At 56.7% G+C, this 12,275-nt stretch carries 11 protein-coding genes; 6 read left to right on the top strand and 5 right to left on the bottom strand.

Annotation, left to right across the window (positions count from 1 at the left end; genetic code table 11):
• The first annotated feature begins 594 nt into the window (after nt 1–594).
• Nucleotides 595–1,641, top strand: a complete 1,047-nt coding sequence (locus ACFPDR_RS13035; RefSeq protein WP_376911220.1) for a porin — start codon at nt 595–597, stop codon at nt 1,639–1,641.
• An 81-nt stretch (nt 1,642–1,722) separates the two neighbouring features.
• Here the strand turns inward: ACFPDR_RS13035 and dkgB are convergent, their stop codons facing one another.
• Together dkgB and ACFPDR_RS13025 are read right to left on the bottom strand one after the other, a co-directional pair.
• Nucleotides 1,723–2,526 carry a 2,5-didehydrogluconate reductase DkgB gene (dkgB, locus tag ACFPDR_RS13030; RefSeq protein ID WP_376911219.1) on the bottom strand — a complete coding sequence of 268 codons (804 nt, stop codon included), beginning with the start codon at nt 2,524–2,526 and terminating at the stop codon, nt 1,723–1,725.
• A 151-nt stretch (nt 2,527–2,677) separates the two neighbouring features.
• A complete protein-coding gene (locus tag ACFPDR_RS13025) occupies nt 2,678–3,883 on the bottom strand; it encodes an MFS transporter (RefSeq protein ID WP_376911218.1) in 1,206 nt (401 codons plus the stop codon).
• 104 nt (nt 3,884–3,987) lie between these two features.
• Between ACFPDR_RS13025 and ACFPDR_RS13020 the strand changes: the two genes are divergently transcribed.
• The 4 genes from ACFPDR_RS13020 to ACFPDR_RS13005 all read left to right on the top strand — a co-directional run bounded on the left by ACFPDR_RS13020 (nt 3,988) and on the right by ACFPDR_RS13005 (nt 7,445).
• A complete protein-coding gene (locus ACFPDR_RS13020; protein ID WP_376911217.1) occupies nt 3,988–4,893 on the top strand; it encodes a LysR substrate-binding domain-containing protein in 906 nt (301 codons plus the stop codon).
• A 169-nt stretch (nt 4,894–5,062) separates the two neighbouring features.
• Entirely contained in the window at nt 5,063–6,325 is a 1,263-nt protein-coding gene (gene chrA, locus ACFPDR_RS13015; RefSeq protein ID WP_376911216.1) for a chromate efflux transporter, read from the top strand.
• Between the two features lie 196 nt (nt 6,326–6,521).
• A complete protein-coding gene (locus tag ACFPDR_RS13010) occupies nt 6,522–7,043 on the top strand; it encodes a ferritin-like domain-containing protein (RefSeq protein WP_254002627.1) in 522 nt (173 codons plus the stop codon).
• A 117-nt stretch (nt 7,044–7,160) separates the two neighbouring features.
• A complete protein-coding gene (locus ACFPDR_RS13005) occupies nt 7,161–7,445 on the top strand; it encodes a hypothetical protein (RefSeq protein ID WP_321290221.1) in 285 nt (94 codons plus the stop codon).
• A 50-nt stretch (nt 7,446–7,495) separates the two neighbouring features.
• On the opposite strand, the gene ACFPDR_RS13000 is transcribed toward ACFPDR_RS13005, so the two are convergent.
• Nucleotides 7,496–9,058, bottom strand: coding sequence for a sulfatase-like hydrolase/transferase (locus ACFPDR_RS13000; RefSeq protein ID WP_376911215.1), 1,563 nt, complete (start codon nt 9,056–9,058; stop codon nt 7,496–7,498).
• 18 nt (nt 9,059–9,076) lie between these two features.
• Complete coding sequence (locus ACFPDR_RS12995) at nt 9,077–10,054, bottom strand: tripartite tricarboxylate transporter substrate-binding protein (protein WP_376911214.1); 978 nt, start codon at nt 10,052–10,054, stop codon at nt 9,077–9,079.
• Nucleotides 10,055–10,156: 102 nt separating this feature from the next.
• Between ACFPDR_RS12995 and ACFPDR_RS12990 the strand changes: the two genes are divergently transcribed.
• Nucleotides 10,157–10,687, top strand: coding sequence for a MarR family winged helix-turn-helix transcriptional regulator (locus tag ACFPDR_RS12990; RefSeq protein WP_083054244.1), 531 nt, complete (start codon nt 10,157–10,159; stop codon nt 10,685–10,687).
• A gap of 109 nt (nt 10,688–10,796) precedes the next feature.
• On the opposite strand, the gene ACFPDR_RS12985 is transcribed toward ACFPDR_RS12990, so the two are convergent.
• The gene (locus tag ACFPDR_RS12985; protein WP_376911213.1) at nt 10,797–12,272 is read right to left on the bottom strand and encodes an efflux transporter outer membrane subunit; all 1,476 of its coding nucleotides are present in this window, start codon (nt 12,270–12,272) and stop codon (nt 10,797–10,799) included.
• Nucleotides 12,273–12,275: the final 3 nt, after the last annotated feature.

Below are 12,275 nucleotides of genomic sequence, written 5' to 3'. Positions count from 1 at the left end.
AATGCAAAGCCCGGGTTAGCATCTTCTAGAAGTTCATTTTATTAGTCCCTTTCTTTATGGGGATGGATTCAGAAAGTAGATCAATCAAGGCTCATTTTCGCCATATTTTCAGTTCCAGACGGCGTGACGATGAGGAGTTTCAACACACGGGCGTCTATCAGCTTTAAAACATAATTTGAGTATCGGATAGCTCATCAATGTACCAGAGCGTGTAGCTCGTTCTCCAAGTATTTGCGCTGCAGGGGCAAGAGTGCATTTGTTGCATCTACGATTAAGCTATGCGAATCTTCTTTGGCCACTTTTAAAAACTAAACCTCCAGAGTCGAAGTGCCGCTTGCTTAAGCACTCGACGCCACAGAAGAAAAATCCAAGCCGTCTGTAAGGACACTAAGCGCACAAGCTTGAATAACCGTTATCACCCGCATCTTTCCAAACCACTTGTAAGTGACAGTAAAAATTAAAAGCCCCTAGAAAAACTGGGGTTGTTCGCTTTGCCTGTTTGTACTGCCGAAGTGGATGACACCCAGTCAGGGCTCCCCCTTAGAAAAAGGGAAGGGGGATCACCACAATACTGAAAACGATAACGGAGACACAATGGTTCTAAAGATGCCGATATTGGCAGGCGGGCTGCTGGCCGCTTTGCTGGGAATAGGGTCAACTGCCCACGCGCAAACCAATGTACAGCTGTACGGTCTGGTTGATGCCTGGGCAGGCATACATAAGCCTGTAGGAGGCAACAAGCGGGAAGGGACGGTAGGCGGGGGAGGGATGACAACCTCTTACTGGGGCTTGAAAGGCCAGGAGGAGTTGTCCAACGGTGTCCGCGCCGTGTTTGCCATGGAAGGGTTTTTCCGACCAGAGACAGGTCAGGCGGGGCGGTTCAATGGCGATCCCATGTTTTCGCGTAGTGCTTATGTGGGTTTGCAAAGTGATGATGCTGGCGCTTTGACGCTGGGGCGGCTGACTACGCCTTATTTCGTCTCCACCATTTTGTTTAACCCGTTTGGCGATTCCTACACTTTCTCCCCGTCGGTGTTTCACACGTATCTGGGGATGGAGGGCCAAGGTGTGCTGGGCGATTCGGGCTGGAGCAATGCAGTCAAGTACACCACGCCAGACTTCAATGGCCTGACGGCGAACTTGATTTACGGGTTCAGTAACGAGCCTAACAAGTCTGGCTCCAATAAATGGGGTGGCAATGCGCTGTATTTCAATGGTGCTTTCTCGGCGACATTAGCCTATCAGCAGATCAAGTTCGATAATCAGGCGGATGATCTGGAAAACATCATTGTGGGCTTTCGTCATCAGCGAGCAAGTCAGTTAGGCATGGCTTATGACTTTGATTTTGCCAAGGTTTTTGCTCAGTTTCAGTACGTGAAGAACACCATTACTAGTGGCGACATAACGATGAAGGGCGGGCAGTTTGGTGTGTCTGTCCCTATGGGCGGCGGCAAGGTACTGGCTTCGTATGGTCATACTCGTAGCAGCGGGGCGAGTGACGTCAAGCGCAACAGTTGGGCCTTGGGTTACGACTATGAGCTTTCCAAGCGCACGGATGTTTATGCCGCGTATTACAGCGACAAACTGACTGGTTTGTTGCGTGGCGATACGTTTGGTGTGGGTATACGCACACGCTTCTAAACGGTTCACTGCAGTAGAAGGCAAGCAGACGACATGCCCGTAGACGTGTCGTCTGCTTTTGGGCTTATTGAATCCTTGGCCTCAATCCCAAACCGGCGCCAACCCCTCAGGATCAACTAAACGCTCCCCGCGATCCAGCTCTGCAATCTTCTGCAAATCCTCCGCATCCAGCTTCAGCTCGCCAGCCTTCAGGTTGCTTTCCAGATTCGCCCGTTTGGTCGACGAAGGAATCACCGAAAACCCTTGATGCATCGCCCAGGCCAGTGCCACTTGGGCCGCAGTCGCTCCATGTTTAGCTGCGATCTCCTGCAACACCGTATCCTGCACCGCCTTGCCGTAAGCCAAGGTCATGTAGGACGTCAGGTGCACGCCTTTCTCCCGTGCAAAGGCAGCCAGCTTGGCGTTTTGCAGGTAGGGGCTGATTTCTACCTGGTTGGTGGCGATGTTTTCTGCGCCAATGGCGTTGATGGCTTCGTCCAGCAGAGCGATGGTGAAGTTGGACACGCCAATCTGGCGGGTCAGGCCTTGTTCGCGTGCTTGCTGTAAGGCTTGGAGCGACTCTTTTAAAGGCACAGCGCCTTGTGGCGACGGCCAGTGGATCAAGGTCAGGTCTACGTGGTCGGTGCGCAGTTTCTCCAGGCTGGCTTTCAGGCTAGGGATCAGTTTGTCGGCAGACAGCTCGTCGATCCAGATCTTGGTGGTGATGAACAGTTGGTCCCGAGGCACTCCGGATTCGGCAATGGCTTGGCCAACTTCAGCTTCGTTCTCGTAGATCTGGGCGGTATCGACGGCGCGGTAGCCAACGTCCAGGGCCGTGCGTACCGAATCAATGGCAGCTTGTTCTTTCAGGCGGAAGGTGCCGATGCCGATTTGTGGGATAGACATAGTGGTAACTCCATTTGAGTAAATTTGTACGGGTAGCAAGAGCAGCCCGTTGATGCGTATGGGGGAACGCTTCCAGTGCTGATTTCGGGAGCGTGCTCGGTGCTTTGGTGAAGCTGTATTGCTGGGCTGATGCGTTGTTGGGGCTTGATTTTTAGCAAGCCGCCAGGGGCCTTGCCTTTACGTCCAGTTGATCTTCTTGATCTCGCTGATCCAGTTTGCCGGCCCAGACGGTCAGGCCCAGGGCCAGCAGGACGACGATGGCCCCGATCCAGGCGGTATGAATCAGGCCGATGTTGGCGACGATCAGGCCACCACCCCAGGCTCCAATTGCAATTCCGATATTGAAGGCGGCGATGTTCAGGCCGGAGGCCACATCGACTGCTTCAGGGACAAAGCGTTGGGCCTGGTTAACAACATAGATCTGCAGTCCGGGTACGTTGCCAAATGCCACACCACCCCAGGCCAGTACGGTTGCCAGCATCAACCAAGGGTTGCCGGCGGTAAAGGTCAGGGCCAGCAGGACGATGGCCAGCAGCAGGAAAATCAGTTTCAGGGCGGGGATGGGGCCGCGTTGATCGGCCAGCTTGCCACCCCAGAGATTACCGATGGCAACTGACACCCCGTAAGCCAGCATGACGCCGCCCACGGCGTGAATGGAAAAGCCCGTAATCTGTTCCAGCATGGGCGCCAGAAAGGTGAAGGCAATGAAAGAGCCGCCGTAGCCCACCGCTGTCATTGCGTACACCAGCAACAGTCGCGGTTGGGCGAAGACGCGGATTTGTTGACGCAGTGTGGCCGGTTTGCTGTGTACTACGTTCTTGGGCACAAAGAGCAGGCTACCCAGGAAGGCGATCACACCCAGGGCTGAGACAGCCAGGAAGGTGGTGCGCCAGCCGAACTGCTGGCCGATAAAGGTGCCCAGCGGTACGCCCGTCACCAGGGCAACGGTCAGGCCGGTGAACATGATGGCAATGGCGCTGGCGGCTTTTTCTTTGGGGACCAGGCTGGCCGCTATGGTGGAGCCAATAGAAAAGAACACGCCATGAGCCAGGCCGGTCAGAATACGGGCCACGATCAGGGATTCATAACCCGGTGCTTGCCAGGCCACCAGATTGCCGATGGTGAACAGGGCCATCAAACCCAGCATCAAGGCTTTGCGGGGGACTTTGCCGGTCAGGGCGGTCAGGACGGGGGCACCTACGGCAACGCCCAGGGCGTACAAGCTGACCAGCAGCCCGGCAGAGGGCAGGTCCACAGCCAAGTCTGCGGCGATGGTGGGTAAAAGACCAACGATAACGAACTCTGTCGTTCCGATGGCAAAGGCACTGATGGTCAGCGCCAGTAGAGCTATAGGCATGATGGCATCCTTGCGTGGAGCATTGCAGAAGATGCCATTGTGTTCTTGATGATTTAGTCTAAAAAGTCCATGTTGGTCGAAATACATTTGATTTAAAGTCAACAATGAAAACAACTCTGGATGAAATGCAGGCATTTATAGCCGTGGTGGATGCCGGTGCCATCTCGCGGGCGGCCGAGCATCTGGGGCTGACGGTGTCGGCGGTCAGCCGCACATTGAACAGGCTGGAGGAGAAGCTCAACACCACCTTGCTACGGCGTACCACACGGCGCTTGGAACTGACGGAGGAAGGGGCGGCTTTTCTGGAGCGAGCCCGATCCATTGTGGCCCATGTGGAGGAGGCGGAGGAGGATTTGGCCATACGCCGGCAGCAGCCAGTAGGGCGCTTGCGGGTAGATGCTGCCTCGCCTTTTATTCTGCATTGCGTGGTGCCGATTGTGCGCGGCTATAAGGAGCGTTATCCGCAGGTCAGCCTGGAGCTGACCAGTAATGAAGGATGGATTGATCTGCTGGAGCATCGCACGGATGTGGCTATTCGGATTGGTCGGCTCAAGGACTCTACCTTGCATGCGCGACCTATTGGCAACACGCGTCTACGCGTGATGGCTTCACCTGCTTATCTGGAAAAGCACGGTCATCCTCGTGACGTGGCCGACCTGGATAATCATGTTTTGCTGGGCTTTACCCAGCCGCTATCCCTGAATGAATGGCCCTTGCCTGCGCAGGACGGGATGCCGGTGCATATCAAGCCAAGTATTGCCGCTTCCAGTGGGGAAACCTTGCGGCAATTGGCGCTGGATGGCGTGGGGATTGTGTCGTTGTCGGACTTCATGACGCACCGGGATCGCGAGGCAGGACGTTTGGTGCAGTTGTTCCCGAAACGCACGCTGGAGATGTGTCAGCCTATCAATGCGGTGTACTACCGCAATACGGCTTTATCGGCGCGGATTTCCACGTTTGTAAGCTATTTGAGTGAGTGCTGGGAGGCAGGGCTGGGTGGAACGAAATAGCGCGTGATGAGGACGGTTCTGACGCTCTACATCACAGTATTCATATGTTGCGAGGCTAAGGAGCCTGTAGCTTGTCTATCGGGCGGTAAGCAGACAACTAATCAGCAGTAAAAACAGGTGGTGCAGATGACGTGTGCCGGATGTTGATCAAGGGGGGGAACAGGCAGCAATGAATAATTCGAACGAACCTGTGCAGACACAGACACCCACATCAGTACCGGCAGAAGTGCAGAGGCAGGCGTCGGATAGGCCAGGCAGCCCGCTGGAGGTCTTCTGGGCCTTTCTGAAACTCGGGCTGACTTCGTTTGGCGGCCCGATCGCGCACCTGGGTTATTTCCGTACCGAGTTCGTAGAGCGCCGTCGCTGGCTGGATGATCGCAGCTACTCCGATCTGCTTGCCCTGTGTCAGTTCTTGCCGGGTCCGGCCAGCAGCCAGGTCGGGATGGCGCTGGGGCTGGGGCGTGCTGGGTGGATGGGTTTGCTGGCAGCCTGGACGGGTTTCACCTTGCCATCGGCCATTGCATTGATTTTGTTTGCCTTGGGATTGGCGGGACAGCAGGGGATTGCAGAGTCAGCGTGGGTACATGGGCTCAAGGTTGTGGCGGTAGCAATTGTGGCCCAGGCGGTGTTGGGAATGGCTCGATCCTTATGCCCTGATCGATCTCGTGCTGCATTGGCGATGGTGGCTGCTTTGTTAAGTCTGGCCTTGCCCTCGGCCTTTGGGCAGGTTCTGGCCATTGCGGTGACAGGTTTGATCGCATGGTGGAAATTGGACTTTGCTCAAGCAGGAGTGGCTCAGGCTCATTCGTATCCGGTGTCTCGCAGGCTAGGGATGGCTGCCCTGCTGGCTTTTGTCGGGCTCTTGCTTGTTTTGCCCGTGTGGGCTGCGGCAACAGGCTCATCGATTGTTCAGTTACTGGAGGGGGTGTACCGATCCGGGGCACTGGTCTTTGGAGGGGGGCATGTTGTGTTGCCGCTCTTGCAGGCCTCTGTCGTACCGACAGGAATGGTCAGCAATGCGGACTTGATGGTGGGTTATGGAGCAGCGCAAGCAGTGCCGGGCCCACTGTTTACCTTCGCGGCTTATATCGGGGCGATGGCTCAATGGCCTTTGCAAGGCTGGCTGGGCGGCTTGGCTCTGCTGGCGCTTATTTTTATCCCAGCGTTCTTGATTCTGATTGGCGTCTTGCCTTTCTGGGAAGGGCTGCGACATCGGGCTGGCGTGCGCACGGCGATGGCAGGGATTAATGCAGGGGTGGTCGGTATCCTGGTGGCCGCGCTGTATGACCCGGTATGGACCAGTGCCATTCATGACAAGGCGGATTTTGGCTTGGCCTTGCTCTTGTTTGGCTTGTTGACGGTGGGGCGTGTACCACCGGCGTTGGTTGTGCTTTTGGCGGGGCTGGGCGCCTTTCTAATGTCGATTATTTAAGTGTTTTGCTTGCCGTGCGTGATTGCCTGGCTCCAATTTTTCGGTCCGGGATGTGTGGGGGCTGATTCAAGAGGAAGCAGGTAGCTGTTTGGTGTTTTTCAAGGTGTGCGCGGGGCGCTGGCGCCTTGGGAACGCCATATGCTGGGTATCAGTTGCTTGTCGCAGTTGCGGCAAGGCAAACCGACAGGAGAATGTCATGGATACCAATAAATCACGCGCGGACAAACACTTGATGGACTGGCTTCGAGACGCGCATGCAATGGAAGAACAGGCTGAGACGATGCTCAACAGTATGCTCTCGCGGGTGGAGAACTACCCGGAGTTGCATCAGCGTATTCAGCAACATATCAAGGAAACTCAGACACAGCAGGGGCTGGTGCGCGAATGTATAGAGCGGCGCGGTGGGGATACGTCCTTGCTCAAAGACCTGGGCGGGAAAGTTATGGCAGTGTTTCAGGGCTTTTCCGGGATCTTTGCCTCTGATGAGGTGGTGAAAGGCACGATGTTCAGCTTTGCCTTCGAAAACCTGGAAATTGCGGCTTACAGCCAGCTCAAGGAGGCCGCTGATTTTGTGGGCGATACGGAGACGGCGATGGTGTGCCATCAAATCCTGGAGCAAGAGCGTGCGATGGCTCGTTGGCTGGAAGAGCACTCACCGGAGTTGATACGGATTTTTCTGGCTCGTGCCAATGAAGGTCACAGTCAGGCCAAGCCTTAGTCCCAGCCTGTTCATGGCCTCGCCCGACAGGCTAGTAGCTTGGAGGCGAGCACCAAGGCCGCCAGGCACGCTGTTTGCTGGAGCCTGTCTGTGAAACCTGATCTTTGGAGAGTCCGCATGAGTCCCACACGCAAAGGCAACACCGAAGGCTCGAATCAAGCCAAAGCACCGGAGCCCAGCAGCGAATCCCAAGTGGATATTGCCGGGCGGGTGCAGGAAGACCTGAAAGAAGTAAATGAACGCGGCAAAGACAAGGAGCGAAGGTGGCCGGTAGACCATAAAGCCACGCAGTTTGATGGTTCTCCGAATCCGGAACCCGATAAGAGTCCGTATTTGTTCAAGCCACATGACGATACGCCCGCCATCTTGCCCAAGCGCCGCGGTCCGAAGAACCCGGACTAGGAAGGGGGCAAGCGCTTGATGCTACACGCTTGCCCTTTCTGCTCTTGGGCTTACCACTGCCCGAAAAATACCCCTGCTTTTTTATACGCATTGGTACCGCGCTCTACTTCTTCGTCCGTCACGGTCGTTCGGCGTTTCAGGCTTGTGAACCACTGCAGCAAGCGCTCCCGACATTCAACCCGTACGTCTTCGTGGTCTGGAGATTGGCCCAGGTCGTTGAACTGCTCAGGATCGGCATGCAGGTCATAGAGCTGCTCAGGCTCGTCCAGCCAATACACATAGCGCCAGCGGTCACTGCGCAGGGACCAGGCTCTGGCATTGGATGGTGATTTATCGCGTTTCACGCGGGCCAGGCGATAGCTGTAATCCAGTTCGGAAAACACGCAGTCGCGCCAAGGTGGCTGGGTGCCATGTAGCAGGGGCAGCAAGTCTCGTCCCTCAAGGCGGTGGGAAGCCAGCGGCAGGCCCAGCCACGAGAGCATGGTGGGTAGCACATCCACGGCTTCGACCATTCTGTCATCGACTGTTCCCCGCGTAGCATTCGCCTCCGGTGACGGGTCGTAGACGATGAAAGGTACACGCTGCACAGTGTCGTAGAACAGCTCTTTCTCGCCCAGCCAATGATCGCCCAGGAAATCCCCATGGTCGGCCGTGAAGATGATCAGGGTGTTGTCCATCAGGCCATTGCGGGACATGAAGTCGAACAAGCGGCCCAGGTGGTCGTCCAATTGGGTAATAAGGCCCTGGTAGGCGGGTCTGACCGTGTTGATGCAGGTTTCGCTGGCGAAACTGACGCATTCCTCTTGCTGGCGGTAGGCCTCTACGACCGGATGCGCATTGCTTAATTCGGCCTCGTTGCGCACTACGGGCAGGCATTGCTCGGCGCTGTACATATCGTGGTAGGGCGCAGGAGCGATATAGGGCCAGTGTGGTTTGACGTAGCTCAGGTGCAGCACCCAAGGTTCATCCCCCATGCGCTCCATGAAGGACAGGGCCTGGTCCGTCATATAGGCCGTTTCCGAGTGCTTTTCCTCTACCAGGGACGGGTAGCAAGCATTGCGCATGTGCCAGCCACTGACTGGCTGCCCATCGGGCCCGTGCGCAGAGATGACAAAGTCTGTCCATGGGTCGTCGGATTCATAACCATGACGTCGCAGGTAAGCCGGGTAGCCGCTTTCTTCTCCCGGTTCGTGGTGGCCGTCGTAACGGTCTATCTCTTCAAACCCCCCTGTTTTAAGCAGGCGGGCCAGTTCGCTGCCACCATCCAGAGCCAGTCGTTCCAGCCCCTTGTGGTCGACCATGATGTGGGTCTTGCCCGCCAACACCAGTTTATGCCCACCGGCGCGCAAGTATTCGCCCATGGTGACTTCGCCTACCGACAAGGGCACGCGGTTCCAGGTGGCTCCGTGCGTCGACGGGTAGCGACCCGTGTAGTAGCTCATGCGGGATGGGCCGCAGACGCCGGAATTGACGAAAGCGCTATCAAAGCGCACCCCCTTGGCGGCCAAAGCATCCAGATGGGGGGTACGAATATGAGGGTGGCCGTAGCAGGCCAAGTGATCGGCCCGCAGCTGATCGGCCATGATGAACAGGACGTTCTTGCGTTGTGTCATGTTGTCTGTGTTGCTGGTTTATTGCGTGACTTTGAAGCCGGAGGCTTGAATGACCGGAGCCCATTGCTGGCGGAATTGTTCAATGCGGACGCGGGTTTCTTCTGCATCGGTAGATACGGGAATCAATTCATTTTTCAGCAGTGTTTCTTGCAGGGCCGGGTCGCTGGTGACTTCTTTAATGGCCGTGCCCAGGAAGGCGACTTTATCGGCTGGCATGGAGGCCGGGGCAAAGAAGGCGTTCCAGCCTGAGGCTTCCAGGTCCACACCGGACTGTTTCAAGGTAGGTACATCTGGCAGGGTGGTCTCTCGTTCGCTGCCCGAGGTGGCCAGAATGCGGATGCGCTTGCCCTGGTGCTGAGACGTCAGTACATCCAGCGTATCGATAGCCAAGGGCAGTACGCCGCCGATCAAGTCTGTAATGACTGGGGCCGAACCGCGATAGCCGATGATCTCGCCCTTGGAGCCAATTTGCTGAGATAGCATCAGGCCGAAAAAGTGCGGCAGGCTGCCGGTGGCCGGGACGCCAATATTGAAGGCACCGGGATGCTCTTTGGCCCAGGCAATCAGTTGGTCCATGGTTTGAATGTCGCTGTCTGCCGACACCGCTACCCCAAAACCGTATTCAGTCACCATGGAAACGGCCTGGAAGTCGGTGTCGGGTTTGTAGGGGATGTCATTGAAAACCAGGGGGGCGACGACCATGACGGCGGGGTTGGCCAGGATCAGCACATTTTTGTCTGCCGCCGTACTTTTGACATACTGGGCGGCAATTCGGCCCCCGGCGCCGGTCTTGTTCTCGACCACAATGGGAATACCCAGTTTTTTGTGCAGACCGTCCGACACAATGCGTGCGGCCCGGTCAGACGCGCCTCCGGGCGCATAGGGCACAACGACAGTCAGGGTTTCAACGGGGCTTGCTGCGTGGGATAAACCAGTGAACAGCAGTCCTGACAGCAGACAGCTTGTTACCGTGGCGCGAAGGCGGTTCAGGGCCATGATTTGTCTCCTTTTTTTTGATTTCCATCAGTTTTTACCGCAGCTTACCAAGGGGGCTGATAGTTGTTCTAATCAAGTATCTTCAAGGTTAAAGGTCATCCCATGGTCAGCTCCCCCAAGCCTTCCCCTGCCTTGGCAAGCACTGCAGGCAGTGCGGCGCCCCTTACGCTGCCGGCCATGATGATGTTCCAGCTGTATCGAGCCTGGTCTGCCAGTAATCCGATTTTTATTCGCTTGTGCGAGGGGCGTTTCAATATCACTCGCCGTGAATGGCGCATTCTGGCAATTGCCAACATGCATCCTGCTTTGACAGGCACGGCTTTGGCCGAGGCGGCAGCATTGGATACCGCTCGTTGCTCACGAGCGGTCAGTACTTTGTGCGAGAAAGGTTTGCTAAAGCGGACGCGCGATACCAAAGACTCGCGCATTGTGCATGTCTCGGTGACGGAGTTGGGAGTGCAGCGTTATGAGGAGGTCATGCCGGTTGTTGCCTCCTTGAACGAGGAGATCTTTCAGGATTTGAGTGCAGCAGAAATATCGGCCCTGAGCAGCATGCTGGATCGGGTTACTAGCCGGGCGGCATTGATGCTGGAAAGTAACGTCGTGCAGGAGCGGGCCCGTCGGAATCGTTAAGATCAACCGTGCTGCCCTGGCACTGCTAGAGCAGTGTCAGGGCCAGAGCGGGAGGTCCATCCATGCACGCCATGCACATGCTGTCCTGCCTCGGGCACAAAAGCGAGGTTCAAGTGTTGTGATCCGCCGAGTTTGTGTACTCCTTCCACCCACCCCCCAAAGCCTTGTACAGGTCAATCAGATTGCTCAGTCGTGCCAGGCGCGTTCTGATCAGTGTTTGCTGGCTGCTGTACAGGCTGCGATGTGCATCCAGAACGCTCAAGTAGTCGTCCATACCTTCCTGAAAGCGTTGCTCGGCCAGGGTTTGAGCCTCAAGGCTGGCCGTGACCGCCAGCTTCTCGGATTGGATCTGCTGGTCCAGCAGGCTTTTGCTTGCCAGCCCGTCCGCAACTTCCCGGAAAGCGACCTGAATGGTTTTTTCATACTGGGCGATTTCTATCCGTTTGCGCACATGGGCGACATCCAGATTTGCCAGCAGGGCACCGCCCTTGAAAATGGGCAGATTAATGCTGGGAAAAAAGCTCCAGGCCCGTGTACCCGAGTCGAACAGACCTTCCAGTGAAGCGCTGGCGGTTCCGATGGACCCAGTCAGGCTGATGGTAGGAAGAAAAGCAGCTCGTGCTGCGCCAATATGGGCGTTTGCGCCTCGAAGGGTTTGCTCGGCAGCCCGAATGTCGGGTCGGCGTACCAGCAGGTCGGAGGGCAGGCCGCCAGGTAGATCCGCCACAAGGATCTGATCGGGCAGCGTAACCGCCTCATCCAGCTGTCTGGATAGATCGGCACTGAGTGCTTGTCCCAACAGCAGGACCAGAGCGTTGCGATTCAGGGCTGCCTGGCGGCTATAGGCGGCATAGCTGGATTCTGCCTGTCGCAGAGCGACTTCCGCGCGGCGCAGGTCCAGTTGGGTGGCATGGCCCAGTTCCTTTAACTGGCGACTTAATTCGTAGGAGCGCTGTTGCGTTGCCAGCGTGTCGCTGCTCAGACGTAGTAGCTCCTGGTCGGCCCGCAGCGTCAGATAGGTATTGGCCAGCTCGGCGATCAGGCTGGTTTGGGCCGCTACGCGAGTTTCATCCAGGGCCAGATAGTTGGTCAGTGCCTGTTCGTTCAGACTGCGGATGCGGCCCCATAGATCCAGCTCCCAGGCTGTGCTGACACCGCCCACCTCGTAGCGACGATTAAGCTGGCTGGTGCCAGTTGGATTTAGGTCGGCGGGAAGGCGCTCGGAGGCACCGCTGGCGGCCGCCCCCAGCTCTGGTAGCAGTTTGGCGCGCTGAATGCGATACAGCGCCTGTGCCGCTTCGACATTTAAGGCTGCTGTACGAAAGTCGCGGTTGTTTGCCAGTGAAATTTCTATCAGTTGCTGTAGTAGCGGGTCGCGGAAGAAGTCGCGCCAGCCTATTTCTGCAGCGATGACTGCAGCAGAGCTAGCCTCTTCCGTAGTAAGGGGGGAAGCGGGATACGTAGCGTCGATAGGGGCGGCCGGCCGCTCGTACTTGGGGGCCAGCGTACAGCCTGTCAGTATCAATGCCAGGGCAAGGGGGCTGAGGCGTCGAACGCGGGGCAGGTAGGGGAAAATCATGTTCATGCT

This window comes from Alcaligenes sp. GCM10023179, from assembly GCF_042653705.1.
GTDB lineage: Bacteria > Pseudomonadota > Gammaproteobacteria > Burkholderiales > Burkholderiaceae_B > Alcaligenes > Alcaligenes phenolicus.
Note: the sequence above shows the minus strand (reverse complement) of the source record. Positions and strands in the feature narration are given on the sequence as shown.

Excerpts from the sequence above, each read along its gene's own strand:
- ACFPDR_RS13035 (WP_376911220.1), top strand. The coding sequence starts at position 595 with ATGGTTCTAAAGATGCCGATATTGGCAGGCGGGCTGCTGGCCGCTTTG.
- dkgB (WP_376911219.1), bottom strand. The coding sequence starts at position 2,526 with ATGTCTATCCCACAAATCGGCATCGGCACCTTCCGCCTGAAAGAACAA.
- ACFPDR_RS13025 (WP_376911218.1), bottom strand. The coding sequence starts at position 3,883 with ATGCCTATAGCTCTACTGGCGCTGACCATCAGTGCCTTTGCCATCGGA.
- ACFPDR_RS13020 (WP_376911217.1), top strand. The coding sequence starts at position 3,988 with ATGAAAACAACTCTGGATGAAATGCAGGCATTTATAGCCGTGGTGGAT.
- chrA (WP_376911216.1), top strand. The coding sequence starts at position 5,063 with ATGAATAATTCGAACGAACCTGTGCAGACACAGACACCCACATCAGTA.
- ACFPDR_RS13010 (WP_254002627.1), top strand. The coding sequence starts at position 6,522 with ATGGATACCAATAAATCACGCGCGGACAAACACTTGATGGACTGGCTT.
- ACFPDR_RS13005 (WP_321290221.1), top strand. The coding sequence starts at position 7,161 with ATGAGTCCCACACGCAAAGGCAACACCGAAGGCTCGAATCAAGCCAAA.
- ACFPDR_RS13000 (WP_376911215.1), bottom strand. The coding sequence starts at position 9,058 with ATGACACAACGCAAGAACGTCCTGTTCATCATGGCCGATCAGCTGCGG.
- ACFPDR_RS12995 (WP_376911214.1), bottom strand. The coding sequence starts at position 10,054 with ATGGCCCTGAACCGCCTTCGCGCCACGGTAACAAGCTGTCTGCTGTCA.
- ACFPDR_RS12990 (WP_083054244.1), top strand. The coding sequence starts at position 10,157 with ATGGTCAGCTCCCCCAAGCCTTCCCCTGCCTTGGCAAGCACTGCAGGC.
- ACFPDR_RS12985 (WP_376911213.1), bottom strand. The coding sequence starts at position 12,272 with ATGAACATGATTTTCCCCTACCTGCCCCGCGTTCGACGCCTCAGCCCC.